The sequence below is a fragment of the Gordonia sp. SGD-V-85 genome (genome assembly GCF_001456905.1).
In the GTDB taxonomy this organism is placed as follows: Bacteria; Actinomycetota; Actinomycetes; order Mycobacteriales; family Mycobacteriaceae; genus Gordonia; species Gordonia hongkongensis.
Window position 1 is genome coordinate 293,888 of the sequence record NZ_LNQO01000001.1, and the last position, 18,980, is coordinate 312,867.

Consider the following 18,980-nt stretch of genomic DNA (forward strand, 5'->3'; position numbering starts at 1 on the left):
CGGATGAGCCGGCGAACTTCACGAGGTGGCGAGTAACTCCATGAGGTGTGCTTCGACGAGGGAGGGCCGGGGCGTGCGTGGTCCGGGTCGGGGTGGTCGGACGTCGATGACGTGGCTGGTTTTCAGCCATGAACGGCGCGCGTCATGTGGGCGTGGCTCGTCGCCGGACGTGGTGCGTCCGTGGATCTCTCGCCGCACCTGTGCCAGGTGGGCCTGCAACCGCTTGGGTATGTCGGGTCGGCGGTTGATGTATTCGGGGTTGGGCGGGGCGCCGGGTTCGGCGTTCAATCGCCAGGCGCAGCGGCCTTCGTCTGGCCCGGACCGGACGATCCGGGTGGTGTACTGGCCGGGTTGGTCGCCGACCATGCGGTTGTGGCGGGGACAGGCGGGTGCGAGGTCATCGATGTCGGTGAGTCCGCCCTTGGCCCAGTCTCGTTCGGCGTGATGAAGCTCGACCTGGGTGGCGGGCTGATCGCACCCGGGAGCCGAGCACACTTCCCCATCGGGGCGGGCGAAGGAGACGAGGCGTTGTTCGCGGGTGGCCAAGCGTTTACCCCGCCCGAAGTGCAGCGGCACAGCGGTGGCGTCTTTGAAGATCGCCAACCACGGCTGGACGTCACCGGCCATCGCGATCAGGTCCCGGACGGGAAGCAGGGTGCCGGTGGCGGTGGTGGCGAGTCCGGCTTCGCGGACGAGGTCGGAGAGGTCGGTTTTGATGATTAGCTGCACGGGCAGGCCGCGATGCGAGGTGCCGAGTGTGCCGTCGGCGAAGCCTGCGGCCAGGGCGGCGTCGAGGGCGTCGTGATTCGTTTGGGCGAGAGTGCGACCGTCGCGGTCGGCTGCCGAGGCCAGGGCGTCGGGGTCGGCGGTGCCGGCCGGTCCGGACGGTGAGGCGGGGTCGTCGGGGTTGTTGAGTCCGGGTTTGCCCCACACGGCGAACATCATGGTGAGCCGGGCGGCGAGTGCGGGGGTCAGGGTGCCCGATACTTTGGCTGTCCCGTCGGCTCGTTGGCGGCCGATCCACAGGCCGCGGCGTCGTTTCTGGTCGGTGTCGTCGGTCAGTGTGCCGTCGGGGTCGAGGTGGGCGAGCAGGCGGGCACCGAGTTGGGTGATGTCGGCGGGGGTGTGGGCTTCGGCGATCTCGGCCATCTGTCGTTCGGCGGCGACCTTGATGTCGTGGTCGATGGTGCCGGGGATGCGGTCGAGGACGTCGAGGGTGGCTTGTACGTGGGCGGAGCCGACAGCTCCCGCGGCGAACGCCTCGGCGAGGCAGGGGTGTTCGGGTGGTAGGACCTCGCCGCCGAGGCTGGTGCGGGTGGTGGTGGCGTCCATCTGCTTGCGGCGGCGCATCGGGTTCGAGACTCGTAGCCGGTGTGTCATGTACTGCATGAGGGTGCGGCAGCCGGCTTTTCGGGGCAGGTCGCGGGCCTCGACCTGATCGATCTGCCGGTCACCGGCAACGGTGAGTCGCGCGATGGCGCGTTCGGTGGCAGAGGCGACGTCGATCAGTTCTTCGTCGGTGCATGACGACAAGTCGACGGTCTGTAGTTCGTCGAGGTTCGCGTGTAGTTCGGCGACGAGTTCGGCCGCGCGGGACACGGGTGCGCCGTGGTCGGCGAGTGGTGCGGTGCTGGGCATGACGGTCACCTCCCCCGAGAACCGTTGCTGCGAATGTAGGTTCGAGTGTACACCAATCCAGACGTGTGGCAAGGCCAAACATACTGCTGTGCAATGCTATTCGTTGATGTCGACTTGTCGGTGTCGTGTGGTAGGGGCCTCGGACGGAAGCTCTTCCCGCGATGCACGCGGCGACCTGTCCGACAGGACCACCGCCCGCGGCTCAGCGCACGACCTCGCGGTGCCCGGCGTCGAGCCGGCGGGTCCAACCACGGGCATCCAGGTACTCCAGTAGCGGAATCACCACGCGCCGAGTGGTTTCGAGCGCCTGACGAGCGGCGCTGGTGGTGAACGGCTGATCGAGCGAGGCGAGGGTGCGCATCGCCAGGGCGGGGGCGGTCGGCAACAGCACGACGCCGTCGCGCAAACGGAGAATTCGGCCCGTGCGCTCGGCGGCGGCGAGTTCTCGGGCGCCCAGGCCGAGTGCGGCGAGGTCATCGGCCTCGGGTGCACGGAACGGATGGTCGGCGAGCCGGCGCTCCAGTGCGCTGACCGCGTCGTCGGCATCACCCAGGGAGGGCTTGTGACCCGGGACCGCCAGGTGCCCGTCGGACGACGACAGCTCGGCTTCCGAGATGACGGTCGCCAGCAGCGTCGTGTCCGGAAGCCCGAGCAGTGCGGGTGCGCCGGACGCGGACAGCCCCGCCGACAACGGATCTCGGTCGTGTAGATCGACAACGGCGGCGCGGAGTCGCTCGGCCCAGGCGGTGAGGGAGGTTTCGGCGACCCACCACTCGCCGATCACCCGTATGCCGTGGGGAGCGGGCTCGGCGTCGTCGACCAGGCCGAGTCGCGTCAGATCGGTGACGCGCATCGCGCCACGCCGATGCACTTCTTCGGCGGCCCCGGCGTCGTCGGACATGGCCGCCAGCGAGGCCGCGCGTCGCATCGCGTCGCCCCGTCGGGTCAGCGCCGGGGGATCGGGGTGCAGCACGACGCCGCCGCCGACGATACGTTGGCCGGGATCGCGCAGGACCAGCCGATCGCCCCGCGACATCGGCACGGCGCGCGCGAGGGTCACACGCGCGTGGTCGCCGTCGAAGGGGCGCAACCGGACCGGTAGCGCCGCTGTGCCGATGTGCGCGACGAGGTGTTCCGGTGCCTCCTCGAAGGACATTTTGCTCACGCGCCGGACATCAGCGACAGCAGAGGTGTGCCAGGCTCCGGGCGTCACGAGTGCGTCGCCACGCGAGACGTCGTCGACGCCGACGCCGCGCAGATTGATCGCGACTCGGCTGACCGGGGCCGCGGTGGTGAGAGTTGCACCCTCGCTCTGCAATCCACGGACATCGAGTCGTCGGCGGTCGTCAACGGTGAGCAGGTCCAGGGTGTCGCCGACCGCGATCGTCCCGGCGGCCAGGGTGCCGGTGACGACGGTGCCGGCGCCGGTGCGGGTAAAGACCCGGTCGATCCAGAACCGGACACGCCCCGAGGTCGACGGCGGTGATGTCCCGGCCAAGACGGCGTCGAGCCGTGTGCGCAGTTCGTCGATTCCGACGCGATCGGGCGCCGACACCACGACCGCCGGCGCATCGGAAAGGCCGGTGCGGCTGAGGCGATCACGCGACAGATCGATCACTTCACGAACGCGGTCGGGCGAGGCCCGGTCGGCTCGGGTGATGACCAGCAGCCCGTACTCGATGCCGAGGGCGGCGACGGCATCACGGTGGTCGTCGGACTGGGCGCTCCATCCCTCGTCCGCGGCGACGACGAACAGGACGACGGGCGCCGGGCCCAGGCCGGCCAGCATGTTCGGGATGAACCGCTCGTGGCCGGGGACGTCGACGAAGGCCACGTCGGCACCGGAAGGCAGTGTGGTCCAGGCGAAACCGAGGTCGATCGTCAGCCCTCGGCGTCGTTCCTCCTCCCATCGGTCCGGCTCGATCCCGGTCAGAGCACGCACCAGTGTGGACTTCCCGTGGTCCACGTGTCCGGCGGTGGCCACCACGTACTTCACGAGCGCGACTTCACGACGCGCCCAGAGCCTGTCGGATCGCGGCGAGTACCCGCACGTCGTCGGCTTCGGGAACGCAGCGCAGGTCCACCAGACACGCGTCGTCGTGAACGCGGGGTAGGACTGCCGGATCGCCGACGCGTAGGCGGGCGGCCGTTGCGACCGGAAGCCGCACCGCCCACCCCGGCAGCGGCACGCCGGGTGCGCCACCGCCACCCACCCGTCCGTCATGGGCGACGATCGGGAATCCGACTGCCGTACCGAGGCGCTCGGTGCGCACGCGAAGTCTGTCGGGATCGGCGTGAAGGTACTCCCAGACGGGGGGTCGTGGCCCGCCGACGGTCACCTCCATCGCAGCCAGTGCCAGCTTGTCCGCGCGAACTGCCCGTGCCAGTGGGTGTTTCGCGAGGCGCTGAACGAGCGCCGCATCGCCGAGGAGGAGTCCGGCCTGCGGTCCGCCCAGAAGTTTGTCGCCGCTGGCGATGACGAGGTCGGCACCGGATTCGAGTGTCGTGGTGGCGTCGGGTTCGTCGGGCAGCAGCGGGTCTGGCTGCAGGAGTCCGCTGCCGATGTCGGCGACGACGGGCACGCCGTGCGCCCGGCCGAGGCCGCGTAGCTCGGAGAGCGAGGTCTCGCTGGTGAAACCCTCGACCCGGAAGTTGCTCGGATGCACCTTGAGGATCGCTCCGACGTCGTCGTCGGTGAGGGCGTCGGCGTAGTCGTGCGCGTGGGTGCGGTTGGTGGTGCCGACCTCGTGTAACCGGGCGCCTGTCGACGCGATCAGTTCGGTGAGCCGGAAACCTGCGCCGATCTCGATCATCTCGCCACGACTGATGACGACTGCACGCCCGGCCGCCAGCGCGGTCGTCGCCAGTACCAGTGCGGCCGCACCGTTGTTGACCATCAGCGCGTCTTCCGCTGCGGGACAGGCTTGTAGGAGAGCGCTGCGGGTGGCCGCCCCGCGCTTCGACCGGGTGCCGGACTCGAGATCGAGTTCCACATCGACGTAACCCGACGCCGCGCCGACGGCGTCGAGCGCCGCGGGTGACAGCGGTGCCCGCCCGAGGTTCGTGTGCACGACGACCCCCGTGGCGTTGAGTACGGGGCGGACCGACGACGCATACGACGCGCTCACCGACTCGACGACGAGCCGTTCGACGTCATCCGGTGGCGTCTCACCGCGGCGGGCCGCGTCCTGGGCCTGGCGAATGATGTCGCGGATCGCGGTGTCACCCAGTCGTTCTCGCGCCGCGGACACCGCGGGCAGGGTCAACAGTGCGTCGGTCCGCGGGATCCGGCGGCGCGGATCGGTGACGGGGGGCTTCGACACGGCTCCTCGCTTCGCTCGTCACCGGCTCAGCCGGCGGGGGGTGGCTCTCGCTTCGCTCGTCACCGGCCCAGCCGGCGGGGGTGGGCTCTCGCTTCGCTCGTCACCGGCTCAGCCGGCGGGGTCACTGTCGACCCTCTGGCGGAGGCGGACGGGAATCGAACCCGCCAGGCCGAGATACTCGACCTCCTCGGTTTTGAAGACCGGGGAGCCCACCAGGACCCATACGCCTCCATGCGGTCCCAACCTATCCGATGTGCGGCCGGGTCAGTCCTGCCGGTGTGGCCAGTTGCCCTCGGTGATGAGTTCCTCGAAGTGGCGGATCAACTTCGGGTTGAGATCGTCGTCGACGGCGCGCTCAAAATCGCCGTCCCACTTCGCGAACCACTCCTCGTCGCGCTTCATCAGGAAGATCGGCCAGCCGTGGGTGATGTCGAGTTCGTCGGCGTAGAGGTCGGTCGACCCGTCCTCTCGCATGTACCAGTAGTCGTGACCGGATTCCCAGAACGCCTGCAGCTCGTCGGCCGTGACGTAGTACTCGCCGTCTGCTTGCCTCATGTGCCCGATGGTAGCGATCGCCGGAGGGCCGTATCACTGATTGCCGGAGGGCTACCCTCGACACGGTGACCGTGCGAAGCGAGACACCCATCCGACTGACCGGCTACGCCCACGGCGGTGGATGCGCGTGCAAGATCCCGCCGGGTGAGCTCGAGCAGGCGGTCGCGGGACTCACCGGCCAGGTCGGTGACGACATCATCGTCGGGCTCGACGACGGGGACGACGCCGCGGCGGTGCGCATCCGCGACGACCTCGCGGTGCTCTCCACCGCCGACTTCTTCACCCCGGTCGTCGACGATCCGTACGACTGGGGCCGCATCGCCGCGGCCAACGCCCTGTCGGACATCTACGCCATGGGCGGCACCCCCGTCGTCGCGATCAACCTGGTCGGGTGGCCGCGGGAGGTGCTGCCGATGGAGCTGATGACCGAGGTGCTGCGCGGCGGTCTCGACGTCGGAGCGCAGGCCGCCTGTCCGGTGATCGGCGGCCACACCATCGACGATCCGGAACCCAAGTACGGCATGGCGGTGACCGGGGTGGCCGAACCCGACCGGTTGTTGCGCAACGACGCGGCCGAGCCGGGGTTGCCCATCACCCTGACCAAACCGATCGGCGTCGGACTGCTGAACAACCGGCACAAGCAGACGGGCGAGGTGTTCGAGGAGGCGATCGTCCTGATGACGACGCTCAATCGCGATGCGTCGATCGCTGCGGTCGCGGCCGGCGTCCGTGCGGCGACCGACGTGACCGGCTTCGGTCTACTCGGGCATCTGCACAAACTGTGCCGCGCGTCGGGCGTCGGCGCGGTAGTCGACCGCGCTTCGGTGCCAGCCGTGAGCGGCGCGGACGAGGCGCTGCGCGACGGGTTCGTGTCGGGGGGTACCCGCCGCAACCTCGACTGGGTGCAGCCGCACCTCACGGTCGATTCCGGTGTCTCCGACGACGACCTGCTGTTCCTCGCGGACGCACAGACCTCGGGCGGGCTGCTCGTGGTCGGCGAGGTCCCGGGCTACCCGGTGATCGGCGAGACGGTGGCGGGGACGGGTATCCGGGTTCGCTGACTCGGTCGCCAGGACCCTTCGTGACGCGCCCTCCGCAAGCTCCGGGCGCTCCTCAGGGAGCGGGGGGGGCCTTTGCCCTCCGCAAGCTCCGGGCGCTCCTCAGGGAGCGGGGGCCTGGCGGCCGTTGTGGACCACGAAAGAACACTCGTGAACGTCCGAAAAACATGCTCCCTGAGGTGCGAGCGAAGCGAGCCACGAAGGGTCACGCAACGTGTCTCACCAGGCCCTTCGTGGCTCGTCGCTTGCGCTCCTCGCACCTCAGGGAGCAATGGGGGGTGCGGGCGGCCCGGTGGTGATCGAGTCGTCGGTGATTCCGGCGGCACGACGGGCCGCGAGGCGGCGCTTCTGCGGTTCGATCGTGTAGCGGGGGTTCTTGGCCGACTCGATGCCGGCGTCGAAGACGCCGAATCGCGTGCAGGCCGACGCGGCGAGCAGTGCGATTCCCGAGACGACCGCCAGGGGGCGGGAACGCCCGCTGAGCAACGCGCCCACTCCGCCGGCGACGGCGAGTCGCTCGCTCCAGCGCAGCAGGGTGCCGGCCTTGCCGTGGTGGAGCGGTTCGGCGGCGACCGGGTCCATCCGTCGCTCCGTGAGTCGCATCGCCACGAGGTCGCCGACCACGCCCAGCGCCGCGAGCGTCCGTGCCGGCCCGGCCTGACCGACCGGCGTGGTGACCAGCGCCAGCCCGCTCGACGCCAGACTCGCGGAACTGACGAACACGAACGGCAGGTCCCGGTGCATGGCGTTCCAGGTCGGCACGGCGGTATCGGAGAGCAGGACCGCGGTGTACACCGCGAGCGGCGGACCCGCCAGCCCGGCGGCCAACCCGGCGGGGGCCTCGACGGCGCGCAACACCGCACGAAGCGGCCCGAGCGGCAGCCGCGCACCGGTCATTCGGTCGACCTCGGCGACCGCCGCGACACCGAGTGCCCCGCTGAACGCCGACAGGATCCAGGAACCGACGCTCATCGGCGACGTCACCTTGAACGTGCGCAACATGTTGTAGAACCGGTCCGGCCGTCCGAGGTCGGCGACGAGCGCGATCCCGCCCAGACCCACGGCACCCAGACCACCGAGGCGGGCGTTGCGGCGCAACGCGTCCCGCCCGGTGAGCTGGGCCCCGGCGGCCAGGACGCCGGAGCCGCCGGCGACACCGCCGAGAAACAGGTAGGCGGCCACCTTCTCGTCCCAGGGTGGTGGCTTGACGACGGGATGCCCGTAATACGAGGTGAATTCGGCATCGGGCACCATCGACATCTCGCGGTTGCCGTCGCCCTGACCGAAACCTCCACCCGGCCTTCGCTTTCCGCCGCGGCCGAAACCCCGGCCGCGCCGCCGGGCCGGCTCCGGCGGACGGAAGGAGTCGAATTCCGACGAGGTCATCGGCCGCCCCGCAGGAACGAGAGTGCGGCGGCGGCCAGCATTCCGGCCGCCGCGATCCCGGCGCGCTTGTACATGGCCGGCAGGTCCGCGGTGCACACCCGCGGGTCCGGCGGCAGCCCGTAGACCTCGGGCTCGTCGAGCAGCAGGAACACCGATCCGGTGCCGCCGACACCGTCGTTCGGGTTGGCGCCGTAGAGCCGCGCCTCGGTCATGCCCTGCTCGTGCAGCGCGCGGACGCGGGCGTGCGCGTCGTCGACGAAGTCGTCGTGGTCGCCGAACTTGATCGACGTGGTCGGGCAGGTCTTCGCGCAAGCCGGTGTCTCGTCGTCGAGCAACCGGTCGTAGCAGAGCGTGCACTTCTGCGCGACACCGCGTTTGGTCACCTCGGGCTGCTCGCCCTTGCGTTCGCCGGAGCGGGTCGTCGGCGCGGCGGTGCCGTCGGCCCGGCGCTCGACGACGCCGAACGGACATCCGGCCACGCATGTCCCGCAGCCGTTGCAGACGTCGTCCTGGATCACGACGGTGCCGAACTCGGTGCGGAACAGCGCGCCCGTCGGACAGACGTCGAGGCACCCGGCGTGCGTGCAGTGCTTGCAGACGTCCGACGACATCAGCCAGCGGAACTCGGGGGTGTCGGGGACTTCGACTCGGCTCGTCGCTTCGCTCCTCGCCGGCTCAGCCGGCAGGGGAGAGGGCCTGGTCGGCAGAGACGAACGATCTTCAGGCGAGGAGCCGGGCATCGCGGGCATGCCCAGTCCGACGAGCGCACGCCCGGACTCGCGGGCCTCGGCGATGCGGTCGGAGTTCTGCTCGATGAAGGCGACGTGGCGCCAGGTGCTCGCGCCGAGGGCGACGGTGTTGTCGTACGACATCCCGGTGAGGGCGAGGTCGCCGTCGCGCGGGTTGCCGTTCCATTCCTTGCACGCCACCTCGCAGGCCTTGCAGCCGATGCAGATCGAGGTGTCGGTGAAGAACCCCTTGCGCTCCTCGTGGGTGTGCCAGTGCGCGTCGGCGCTGGGATCGGATGGCCCGGACAGCTGTCCCATCTACTCCTCCGCCTTCCCGGTGATGTGCTGATTGTCGGTCTCGACGGTGACCCCGGCCCGCTCCTGGTAGGCACGCACCAGGTCGAGCAGTGCCCGGCCTTGCGGCCGGCGCCCGGCGATGACGTCGCACGAGCCCACCTTGGACTCCTGGATCTGCACGTTCGGATCCAGTGTGACCCCGATCAGATCGTTGGCGGCGTCGCCGCTGACCACGGCGTCGGAACCCACGCCCCAGTGATAGGGGAGACCCACCTGATGCACCTGCCGGCCGTTGATGGTCAGCGGCATCATGCGGTCGGTCACCAGCACCCGCGCCTCGATCGCGGCGCGCGGCGACACGATCGTCGCCCAGCCCTCGTTGGTCAGGCCCCGCTCTTCGGCGAGTTCGGGTGAGATCTCGCAGAACATCTCCGGCTGCAGTTCCGACAGGTACGGCGTCCATCGGCTCATGCCACCCGCGGTGTGGTGCTCGGTGAGTCGGTACGTCGTGAACACGAACGGGAACACCTCGGAACCGGGGCTCTCGCCGCTGGGTGCGTCGAGATTGTCCGTGCGGGGGAACAGGACTCGCGATGGCGACTGCTGTTGGGGGTACAGCGCGTTGACCACCGGGGATTCCTGCGGTTCGTAGTGCGTCGGCAACGGGCCGTCGACCAGCCCGCGCGGGGCGTAGAGCCAGCCCTTCCCGTCGGCCTGCATGACGAACGGGTCGTCGCCGCAGAGGGCGTCGACGCCGCCGACCGACGGGTCGGGGCGGGCATCGGGAGCCAGGTCGACCGGGAAGTCGGGCACGTCGGGACCGACCCACCGCCCGGCGTCGGCGTCCCATTCCATGTACCGCTTGCGCTCGCTCCACGGCCGGCCGTCGGGGTCGGCCGACGCGCGGTTGTAGAGGATTCGACGATCCGCCGGCCACACCCAGCCCCACTCGTGCTGGGTGACCCCGCCGCCGCCCTGTGGGACCCGGCGTGCGGCCAGGTTCGACGGCCCGTCGGTGTCCGCGCCGGTGTAGACCCCGGTGTAGATCCAGCAGCCGCCCGCGGTCGAGCCGTCGCGCTTCATCTGGGTGTAGGACGTGAGGTTCGTGCCGGCGTCGGCGCCGGTCACGTGGTAGCCGTTGATCTCTGACAGCACCGCCTCGGGGTCGGGGTTGCCGTGTTCGTCGAGGGGATAGTCCCAGGTGACGTCGAGCAGTGGGCGGTCACGTTCGTCGGTCGACCCGGCGAGGCGTTCGCGGATGCGCCGCCCGAGTTCGTAGAAGAAGTCCATCTCGCTCTGGCACTGACCCGGTGGCTCGACCGCCTGGTGGCGCCACTGCACCATGCGCTGGGTCTGCGTGAACGAGCCGGCCTTCTCCACATGCGTGGCCGCGGGGAGGAAGAACACCTCGGTGGCGATGTCCTCGGTGCGCAGCTCGCCGGACTCTATCTCCGGGCCCTCCTTCCACCAGGTGGCCGTCTCGATCATGTTGAGGTCGCGGACGACGAGCCATTTGAGGTGCGACATCGCCATCCGCGCCTGGCGCCCGTTGGCCGATCCCACCGCCGGATTCTGGCCGAGGACGAAGTAGCCGTCGACCTTGTCGGCGAGCATGTCGACCGTCGTCTGGAAGGTGCCGGCGGGTCCGGTGAGCCGGGGCAGGTAGTCGTAACACCAGTCGTTCTCGGCGGTCGCGGCGTCGCCGAACCACGCCTTGAGGAGACTCACCATGTAGTCCTCGGCGTTGGCCCAGAAACCCTTCTCGGCCTTCGACGTGATCGCGTCGATGTAGTCGGCGAAGGTGTCGTGCTTGCCTGCCGAGGGCATCGGCAGGTACCCGGGCAGCAGGTTGAACAGCGTCGGGATGTCGGTGGACCCCTGGATGCTCGCGTGTCCGCGGAGGGCCATGATGCCGCCACCGGGGCGCCCGAGGTTGCCGAGCAGGAGTTGCAGAACCGACGCGGCGCGGATGAACTGGGCGCCGAAAGTGTGCTGGGTCCATCCGGTCGCGTACCCGAAGCACGTGGTGCGCTCGCGGCCGGAGTTGTCGGTGACGGCCCGGGCCAGATACTCGAAGTCGCGCACCGAGATCCCGCACATGTCGCGCACCATCTCGGGTGTGTAGCGCGAGTAGTGACGCTTGACGATCTGGAACACGCTGCGCGGGTGTTCCAGGGTGTCGTCGCGCAGGGTCGCCCCATGCTCCAGCGGCGGCCCGCCGGAGCCGTGCTCGTGCCCCACCGCGCGGTCCTTCACCCGCGGCCCGTCGTCCGGGTGGCCGGGCGACTCGACCTTGCCGTCCTCGCTGTCGCGGCCACCGTCGTCGGAGTGGGCGGACGGTTCCTCGTAAGCCCAACTGGTGGCGTCGTATTCGCCGGTCTCCGGGTCGAAGCCGGAGAACAGGCCGTCGAGATCCTCGGTGTCGCGGAAGTCCTCGGCGATCAGGGTGGCGGCGTTCGTGTATGCGACAACGTACTCGCGGAAGTACTTCTCGTGCGTGATGGCGTAATTGATGAGCGCACCGAGCAGGACGACGTCAGAGCCGGCCCGGATGGAGATGTGCCGGTCGGCCACCGCAGAGGTACGGGTGAAACGCGGATCGACGTGAATGATCGTCGCGCCCTTGGCCTTCGCCTCCGACACCCACTGGAAACCCACCGGGTGCGCCTCGGCCATGTTGCCGCCCATGAGAACGATGCAATCGGCGTTGGCCATGTCCTGCAGTGATTGCGTGGCGCCGCCGCGTCCGAACGAGGCCCCCAGACCGGGAACCGTGGCGGAGTGTCATATGCGGGCCTGGTTCTCGATCTGGATCGCGCCCGCCGCGGTGAAGAGCTTCTTGATCAGATAGTTCTCTTCGTTGTCGAGGGTGGCACCGCCGAGCGAGGCGACACCGGTGGTCCGCCGGAGCAGCCGGCCCTCGTCGTCGCGGTCCTGCCAGCCACGGCGTCGGGCCTCGAGGAAACGGTCGGCGATCATGTCGATCGCGGTGTCGCGATCCAGGTCCTGCCATTCGGTCGCGTATGGGGCCCGATAGCGGATGGAGGTCTGCCGCATCGGGTTGTTGACCAACTGCTCGCTCGACGCGCCCTTGGGACAGAGGCGCCCGCGGGAGATCGGGGAGTCCGGGTCGCCCTCGATCTGGACCACCCGCTCGTCCTTGACGTACACCTTCTGCCCGCAACCCACCGCGCAGAACGGGCACACGCTCTGGACCACACGGTCCGCGGTGGCGGTGCGCGGTTCGATGCCGCGTGTCTTCGCCGACGTGACCGCCGGTCCGCGTCCGAAGACGTCGCCCGACCGCAACTGGCGGAACACCGGCCATTCGAGGGGGCTGAAGGCTGGCACGGATTCGAGTCTAGACCTGCCGTGGCTCGACGGGCCGGTCTCCGGGGCCGGTGCCACTCGGAACCAGGCGGTCCCGCGCGTTCTTCCATGGCTTGACCCAGGTCATGTCCTCCGGAGCGAGAACCGCTCCACATGCGCTGCACACCTCACCGCGCGTGGTCTCGTTCCCGCACCGGTTGTGGACCATCGACATGTGCGCACCGCCGGGCGGCATCGGTGTGTGACGTTCTCCCCAGATCGCGAGTTGTTGGAGGATCGGCAGCAATTCGGCGGCGGCGTCGGTGCCGGCGTAGCCGTGGCGGACGCGACGCCCGTCGTGATACTCGACCCGGGTCAGCAACCCGGCCCCGACCATCGCCTGCAGCCGGCGGCTGAGTACGGCATCGCTGATCGCGAGGCTCTCCTTCAGGGCGTCGAACCGTCCGCGCCCGTGCAGTACGTCGCGGATGATGAGCAATACCCACGGGTCCCCGAGGACGTCGAGCGAGCGCCGGATCGGACACATCTCGTCGGACCAGTCGGATCGCAGCGGCATCGGACATCCCTTCTCGAGACCAGCAGTCACGGTACCCGTAGTATAACTTTCTTCAAGAAAGTTATTGGGCGACGAAGGGGCCGGTGTGACGACACGATCAGCTCGCCGGGTGCATCCTTCGTGGTGGGTGGCCGGTGTGGCGTTCCTGGCCCTCATGGGTGCGGCGGGTTTCCGGGCGGCACCCGGAGCACTGATGGTGCCGCTCCACCACGAATTCGGGTGGTCGACCAGCGTGATGTCCCTGGCGGTCGGCCTCAACCTGCTGCTGTACGGGCTGACGGCACCCTTCGCCGCGGCGCTCATGGATCGGTTCGGTATCCGGCAGGTCGTGGCGACCGCGTTGGTGCTGGTGGCGGTGGGTGCGGGCGGTAGCACCCTGATGAGCGCCTCGTGGCAACTGCTCGTGTTCTGGGGCCTCCTGATCGGCCTCGGAACGGGCTCGATGGCCCTCGTGTTCGCCGCGACCATCGCCAACCGGTGGTTCGTCCGGCGCCGGGGGCTAGTGATGGGCATCCTGACCGCCGGGTCCGCGACCGGGCAACTCGTCTTCCTGCCGCCCGTGGCGGCACTGGCGGAGAACGTGGGCTGGCGATCGGCCTCTCTGGTCATCGCCGCGGCCGCACTGATCGTCGTTCCGGTCGCCTGGCTGGTGATCCGCGACGAACCCGGCGACCGTGGCGTGCTGCCGTACGGGGCGGAAGCACCATGTGCCCGCGCCCGTGCCCGGCGGGGGTGCGACGAGGCGGGCACTCGAGGGACTCGCGTTCGCGTCACGGCACAGGTCCTTCTGGGCGCTGGCGCTCGCGTTCGCGATCTGCGGCGCGACCACCAACGGGCTGATCGGTGTGCACTTCATCCCATCGGCACACGATCACGGGATGCCGGCGACCACCGCGGCCGGACTGCTGGCGGTGGTCGGGGTCTTCGACATCGCGGGCACCGTCGCGTCGGGCTGGCTCACCGACCGGTTCGATCCGCGGGTGTTGCTGGTCGCCTACTACGCCTTCCGTGGCGTCGGACTCCTCATGCTGCCGTGGTTGCTGGCCGACAGTGTGCATCCGAGCATGATCTTGTTCATCGTCGTCTACGGGCTGGACTGGGTGGCCACCGTGCCGCCGACCGCGGTCCTGTGCCGGGAGATCTTCGGCGACAGGGGGACGATCGTGTTCGGCTGGGTGTTCGCGGCGCATCAGATCGGTGCTGCCGCAGCAGCTCTCGGAGCGGGCCTGATCCGTGACGCGTTCGGCGCGTACACCTACGCGTGGTGGGGCGGAGCCGCACTGTGCGTGCTCGCCGCGGTGTTGTCGTTCGTGGTTCGGGGCCGCCGGTCCGGTGCCGTCGGAGTCGCCGGACGAGATTCGGACGGCGACGCGCTCACTGCGCCAGCGCCACGCTGATGTCGCGGGCGGTGGAGCGACCGAGGTCGACGAGGAACGGGATGCGTTCCGGGCTCATCAGATCGGTGGTACCCCGGATGCCGAGGGCGAAGCGCACCTCGGTGCCGCCGTCCGCCGGGAAGATCGGGAGCCCGATGGTTCGGTGCCCCGGCGCCAGTTCCTCGTCGTTGAAGCCGTATCCCCGTTCCCGGGTGAGGGTCAGTTCCTTCGCGAGTTCGTCGGCGGTCCGGACGGCACGGTCGGTGCCGTCGAGGTAGGGGAGGCGTTCGAGTTCGTCCTGGCCGACGTTGGCGAAGGCGAGCAACGCTTTGCCGAGCGCCGAGGCGTGCAGCGGTAGCAGGATGCCCTGGAGCGCATGGCCCTCCGCCTCGCGCCAGCGGCTCGTGCCGAGCAGGACGACCTCGTTGCCGTATCGCATCGCGACCGAGGCCGACGCCCCGGTCGTGGCGGCGAGTCGTTCCAGGTGGGGTTCGGTCAGGTAGATCCGGTGCTGGCGGTAGGCGATCTGGCCGTACTGGGCCAGCGCACCGCCGAGGCGATACCGGCTGCCCTCCTCCGTCTTCTCGAGGAACCCGGCGTCGACCAGGGCGGTCAGCAGCCGGTGCGTCGTGCTGAGTGCGAGACCCTGCGCGCGCGCCACGTCGGTCACCCCGAGCTCGTCCCCGCCGCGAAAGCAACCGAGGACGGCCAGCGCCCTCGACACGGTCTGCACACCAGAACCGGCCATCTCTCCATGCCTCCCGACTAGAAATCGGCCTGATTCAGGGCCTGGCCACTTTCCACTATTCGGAAGATACTCCTCGCGAAGGGGGCCGTCGATATCAGGATCAGCGCGGTTCGAGCGGTGTAGTTCGGAAATCAGAGAGTCCCGAGATCGGGCGAGGAGACGTGTGACCGACGAGAGTGGGCCGGGCTGGCTGCGACGGCTCTGGCAGTGGGTACGCCCCTATCGCGGCCGGGTGTCGGTGGCGCTCGTGCTGGCCGTGGTGGGCCAGGGGTTGCTGGCACTGGTGCCGCTGGTCCAGCAGATCATCGTCGACGACGTCCTGCTCGATCCGACGCAGTCCCTCGCGTTCTGGATCGCCGTCCTGTGTTCCATCGGTGTGCTGAGCTTCGCCTCCCACGCACTGCGCCGGTACATCGGCAGCCGCTGCGCGGTCGACGTTCAGCACAATCTGCGCGTCGCGGTCCATCGGCACCTGCATGCGCTCGACGCACGGCGTCGGGCGGAACTCGCGGCGGGCGATGTCATCTCGCGTGGAACGTCGGATCTGAACCTGATCCAGATGTTCATCTCGCAGGTGCCGTTGTTCGTCGCCAACCTGACCCTGCTCGCGGTCGGCCTGGTCGTCATGTTCGTCCTGTCGCCGCCGCTGTTCGTGGTCGTGGCGGCGAGCGTTCCGGTCCTGTTCTGGGTCACCCGCCGGCTCCGCCGCGAACTGTATCCCGCGTCGTTCGGCGACCAGGTGCTGCTGGGCCAGGTCGCCGCCGCGGTCGACGAGGAGATCGCCGGGGTCGAACTGATCCGCGCGTTCGGGCAGGAGGAGGCCCGGTTCGACCGATTCCGTGCCCGCGGGGCCCGGCTGTTCTCGTCGCGGCTGCGCAGTGCGCGGATCTCGGCCCGCTGGAGTGCGGCGATGGTCGCGATCCCGGTGTTCACCCAGCTCGGCGTGCTCGTCGTCGGGGGTTGGCTGGCCATGAACGAGCACGTCTCGGTCGGGGTCTTCCTCGCCTTCGCCTCGTACGTGCTGCAGTTCGCGCCTCCGGCAAGGCTGCTCGCGGCCATGGTGACGACGATGCAGCTCGCGCGATCGGGGGCGCGCCGGGTGTTCGCGCTGCTGGACACGGTGCCGGCGATGGACCCCACCGGTCCGGATCTCCCGTCGCCGCGTGGCACGATCGAGGTGACCGGCGTCGACCTCGCGCTCGGTGGCCACCCCGTCCTCCGTGGGGTGACGACTTCGATCGCCCCCGGTAGCCGGGTGGCGATCGTCGGTCCGTCCGGTTCGGGCAAGACCGCACTCGGGTCGCTCATCGCCCGCCAGTTCGACCCCGACCGGGGATCGGTGCGGATCGGTGGCACCGACCTGCGTGCGGTGTCGCCGCGCTCGGTGAGGTCGGCGGTGATGATGGTGTTCGACGAGAGCCTGCTGTTCTCGGGCACCCTCCGCGAGAACATCGCGATGGGGTCCCCGGCCGACGACGCGGAAATCGTCGCTGCTGCCCGCGCCGCCGCGGCCGATGAGTTCATCGAGCGGCTGCCCGCGGGCTACGACACCGTGGTCGGACCGGGCGGGATCTCGTTGTCGGGCGGACAACGTCAGCGAATTGCGCTCGCCCGCGCCTTCTTCGCCGACCCGGCGGTCCTGATCCTCGACGACACGACATCGGCGCTCGACCCGACGACCGAGCGCACGGTGTTGGCGAGCCTGGCCGGGCTGATGGTCGGCCGGACCACGATCCTGATCGCGCGCCGGCCGGCGACGACCGAACTCGCCGACCAGGTCATCGTCCTCGAGGCGGGCCGCATCACGCACGACGGTCCGCCGTCGGAGGTGCTCGCCGACCCGCGCGTCGCGGCTCTCCTGGCCGGTGGCGTGCGGAAGGCGCACGAGACCGCGCGTTCGACGGTGCCGGACAGCTCGATGCCAACTCCCGAGAGCTGGCCGGAAGTCGACGAGGCGGGCGCCGATCCGGTGGTCCGGGCCCGGCTGGGTCTCGACGCCGACGAGAGTGGCAAACAGGTCCAGCAGGTGGACTCGCACCTGCGCGAGGCGCTGCTGGCACTCCCTCCGCTGACCGACGTACCCGCGCCCGGCGACGACCGTCCTCCCCCGAAGTCGACCCGTACCAGGGTTTTCGGTCTGACCGGGTCCCTGCGGCCGTTTTGGTGGCCCGTCGCGCTGTGCGTGGCCCTGGTCGTCGCCGACGCGGCGACGACGCTGGCCATCCCCGCCCTTTTCCGGCATGGCATCGACAACGGTGTCGGGGCGGATGGGGCGACCGTGTTCTGGGCGACCTGCGCACTGGTCCTGGTGATCGCGCTGGTGTCCTGGCTGAACTCGTGGGTGCTGGCGCTGCGCGCTGCGCGTGTCTTCGAGCGGGTGCTCTTCGCGTTGCGGCTCAGGCTGTTCGGGCATCTGCAGCGACTACGGATCGACTACTTCGACGGACGGCAGTCGGGCCGCATCGTCACCCGACTCACCAGCGACGTGGACGCGGTCGGTCAGCTGATGACGCAGGGCATGGTCAACGCGATCGTGAATGTGTGCACGTGCGCTGGCATCCTCGTGGTCCTGGCGCTGCTCGACATCCGGCTGGCCGCCGCGATGCTCGTCACCATCCCGTTGCTCGCGGCGGCGTCGTGGATCTTCGTCCGGGGTTCGAATCGGGCCTACCTGCAGGCGCGTTCGCGTATCGCGACCGTCACTGCGCTCCTCTCCGAACATCTGGGGCGGGTGCGGATCACCCAGGCGCACAACGCCGAGGAGTGGACGACGGGTGCTTTTGACGGGCACTCGCGACGCTACCGAGATGCGCGCCGTCGTTCGATGTTGTACATCTCGGTGTTCTTTCCCTTCCTGAATCTGCTTGCGGTGGTGGCCAAGGCGCTCATCCTGATCGTCGGCGCACAGCTCATGGACGCGGGCTCCCTCGCCACCGGTGTGCTGGTCGCGGCGCTCCTCTACGTCGATCTGTTCTTCGCCCCGCTCCAGCAGTTGTCGATCGTGCTCGACCTCTGGATTCAGGCTCGGGTCGGCACCCAGCGGATGCGCGGCTTCCTCGACACCCCCGTCGACACCCCCGTCGACGAGAACGTGCGGCCGGCGACGACCGGTACCGCCGCCGGACCACTCGGCGCGGCAGTCGAATTCGACGGGGTGGTGTTCGGCTACTCGGCAGCGACGCGGACGCGTGGTCGGCCCGCGCTCGACGGGCTCGACCTGGTCATCCCCGACGGTGAGACCGCGGCCGTCGTCGGCACGACCGGGGCGGGCAAGAGCACCGTGATGAAGCTGCTGCTGCGGTTCCACTCGCCCGACCGCGGTGTCGTGCGGGTCGGCGGCGTCGACCTGCGCCACGTGGGCCCGGGGGACCGCGGTCCCCGAATCGCCTACGTGCCACAGGATCCCTATCTGTTCGCCGGCACGGTGGCGTCGAACATCGCGTTCGGCCGGCCCGACGCCGGGCAGGCCGAGATCGAACGGGCGGCGAGGTCGGTCGGCGCTCACGGCAGCATCGCGTCGCTGCCGCTGGGCTATCAGACGCCGGTGGGGCCGGGCCGGGCGACGCTGTCCGCGGGCCAGCAGCAATTGATCTGCCTGGCCCGCGCCGAGCTCGTCGAACCGGATCTGCTGATCCTCGACGAGGCGACCTCGGACATCGATCCGGGAACCGAAACCGAGGTGCTGGCCGCGTTGCAGGCCGTAGCGCGCAAGCGCACAACGGTTCTCGTGGCACATCGCCTCACCACCGCCGCTTGGGCGGACCGGGTCGTCGTGATGGCCGACGGTCGGGCCGTCCAGTCCGGACGGCACGCGGATCTGGTGTCGGCGCCCGGGCCCTACCGCGACTTGTGGCAGAGCTACGCGCCGACCGACCCAGCTCTGAGCGGAGTTGTCAAGCTTTCCAACTGATGGAAACGCAGAGGTGTGCGGACTGTCTCCGTCCACCTAACGTCTGCGGTATCCGAATCCTCGTGTTCGTCCGAA

The 18,980-nt window shown here is 69.6% G+C and carries 12 protein-coding genes, 1 tRNA gene and 1 pseudogene; 4 read left to right on the top strand and 10 right to left on the bottom strand.

Features of this window, described 5'->3' with window-relative positions:
• Nucleotides 1–18: 18 nt before the first annotated feature.
• The 5 genes from AS181_RS01300 to AS181_RS01320 all read right to left on the bottom strand — a co-directional run bounded on the left by AS181_RS01300 (nucleotide 19) and on the right by AS181_RS01320 (nucleotide 5,516).
• Nucleotides 19–1,638, bottom strand: a complete 1,620-nt coding sequence (locus tag AS181_RS01300) for an HNH endonuclease signature motif containing protein (RefSeq protein ID WP_058249955.1) — start codon at nucleotides 1,636–1,638, stop codon at nucleotides 19–21.
• 202 nt (nucleotides 1,639–1,840) lie between these two features.
• Nucleotides 1,841–3,634 (bottom strand): selenocysteine-specific translation elongation factor, encoded by a 1,794-nt coding sequence (gene selB / locus AS181_RS01305; RefSeq protein WP_058249798.1) that lies wholly within the window; start codon nucleotides 3,632–3,634, stop codon nucleotides 1,841–1,843.
• Between the two features lie 10 nt (nucleotides 3,635–3,644).
• Nucleotides 3,645–4,961, bottom strand: coding sequence for an L-seryl-tRNA(Sec) selenium transferase (selA, locus tag AS181_RS01310; protein ID WP_058249799.1), 1,317 nt, complete (start codon nucleotides 4,959–4,961; stop codon nucleotides 3,645–3,647).
• Nucleotides 4,962–5,097: 136 nt separating this feature from the next.
• A tRNA-Sec gene (locus AS181_RS01315) sits at nucleotides 5,098–5,192 on the bottom strand.
• Nucleotides 5,193–5,225: 33 nt separating this feature from the next.
• Complete coding sequence (locus AS181_RS01320) at nucleotides 5,226–5,516, bottom strand: hypothetical protein (RefSeq protein WP_058249800.1); 291 nt, start codon at nucleotides 5,514–5,516, stop codon at nucleotides 5,226–5,228.
• Nucleotides 5,517–5,581: 65 nt separating this feature from the next.
• Here AS181_RS01320 and selD point away from each other — a divergent pair, with 65 nt between their 5' ends.
• A complete protein-coding gene (selD, locus tag AS181_RS01325; RefSeq protein WP_058249801.1) occupies nucleotides 5,582–6,577 on the top strand; it encodes a selenide, water dikinase SelD in 996 nt (331 codons plus the stop codon).
• Between the two features lie 258 nt (nucleotides 6,578–6,835).
• On the opposite strand, the gene nrfD is transcribed toward selD, so the two are convergent.
• From nrfD to AS181_RS01350, 4 genes are read right to left on the bottom strand one after another with little or no spacing between them, the layout of a single operon-like run.
• Complete coding sequence (gene nrfD / locus AS181_RS01330; RefSeq protein WP_058249802.1) at nucleotides 6,836–7,960, bottom strand: NrfD/PsrC family molybdoenzyme membrane anchor subunit; 1,125 nt, start codon at nucleotides 7,958–7,960, stop codon at nucleotides 6,836–6,838.
• Nucleotides 7,957–9,006: a 4Fe-4S dicluster domain-containing protein gene (locus tag AS181_RS01335; RefSeq protein WP_058249803.1), complete on the bottom strand. Its 1,050-nt coding sequence runs from the start codon at nucleotides 9,004–9,006 to the stop codon at nucleotides 7,957–7,959. The genes nrfD and AS181_RS01335 overlap by 4 nt, the downstream gene beginning before the upstream one ends.
• A complete protein-coding gene (fdh, locus tag AS181_RS01340; RefSeq protein ID WP_175404242.1) occupies nucleotides 9,007–12,336 on the bottom strand; it encodes a formate dehydrogenase in 3,330 nt (1,109 codons plus the stop codon). It abuts the gene before it with no gap.
• A 10-nt stretch (nucleotides 12,337–12,346) separates the two neighbouring features.
• Nucleotides 12,347–12,871 carry a winged helix-turn-helix transcriptional regulator gene (locus AS181_RS01350; RefSeq protein WP_058249806.1) on the bottom strand — a complete coding sequence of 175 codons (525 nt, stop codon included), beginning with the start codon at nucleotides 12,869–12,871 and terminating at the stop codon, nucleotides 12,347–12,349.
• 193 nt (nucleotides 12,872–13,064) lie between these two features.
• Here AS181_RS01350 and AS181_RS25735 point away from each other — a divergent pair.
• Nucleotides 13,065–13,472: pseudogene (locus AS181_RS25735) on the top strand (MFS transporter); the annotation flags it as partial.
• A 106-nt stretch (nucleotides 13,473–13,578) separates the two neighbouring features.
• Nucleotides 13,579–14,268, top strand: coding sequence for an MFS transporter (locus tag AS181_RS25740; RefSeq protein ID WP_442902760.1), 690 nt, complete (start codon nucleotides 13,579–13,581; stop codon nucleotides 14,266–14,268).
• On the opposite strand, the gene AS181_RS01360 is transcribed toward AS181_RS25740, so the two are convergent.
• Complete coding sequence (locus AS181_RS01360) at nucleotides 14,246–14,995, bottom strand: IclR family transcriptional regulator (RefSeq protein ID WP_058249807.1); 750 nt, start codon at nucleotides 14,993–14,995, stop codon at nucleotides 14,246–14,248. The two genes, AS181_RS25740 and AS181_RS01360, sit on opposite strands and share 23 nt — an antisense overlap.
• A gap of 163 nt (nucleotides 14,996–15,158) precedes the next feature.
• Here AS181_RS01360 and AS181_RS01365 point away from each other — a divergent pair, with 163 nt between their 5' ends.
• Nucleotides 15,159–18,905, top strand: coding sequence for an ABC transporter ATP-binding protein (locus AS181_RS01365; protein ID WP_058249808.1), 3,747 nt, complete (start codon nucleotides 15,159–15,161; stop codon nucleotides 18,903–18,905).
• Nucleotides 18,906–18,980: the final 75 nt, after the last annotated feature.

Excerpts from the sequence above, each read along its gene's own strand:
- AS181_RS01300 (WP_058249955.1), bottom strand. The coding sequence starts at position 1,638 with ATGCCCAGCACCGCACCACTCGCCGACCACGGCGCACCCGTGTCCCGC.
- AS181_RS01320 (WP_058249800.1), bottom strand. The coding sequence starts at position 5,516 with ATGAGGCAAGCAGACGGCGAGTACTACGTCACGGCCGACGAGCTGCAG.
- nrfD (WP_058249802.1), bottom strand. The coding sequence starts at position 7,960 with ATGACCTCGTCGGAATTCGACTCCTTCCGTCCGCCGGAGCCGGCCCGG.
- AS181_RS01335 (WP_058249803.1), bottom strand. The coding sequence starts at position 9,006 with ATGGGACAGCTGTCCGGGCCATCCGATCCCAGCGCCGACGCGCACTGG.
- AS181_RS01350 (WP_058249806.1), bottom strand. The coding sequence starts at position 12,871 with ATGCCGCTGCGATCCGACTGGTCCGACGAGATGTGTCCGATCCGGCGC.
- AS181_RS01360 (WP_058249807.1), bottom strand. The coding sequence starts at position 14,995 with ATGGCCGGTTCTGGTGTGCAGACCGTGTCGAGGGCGCTGGCCGTCCTC.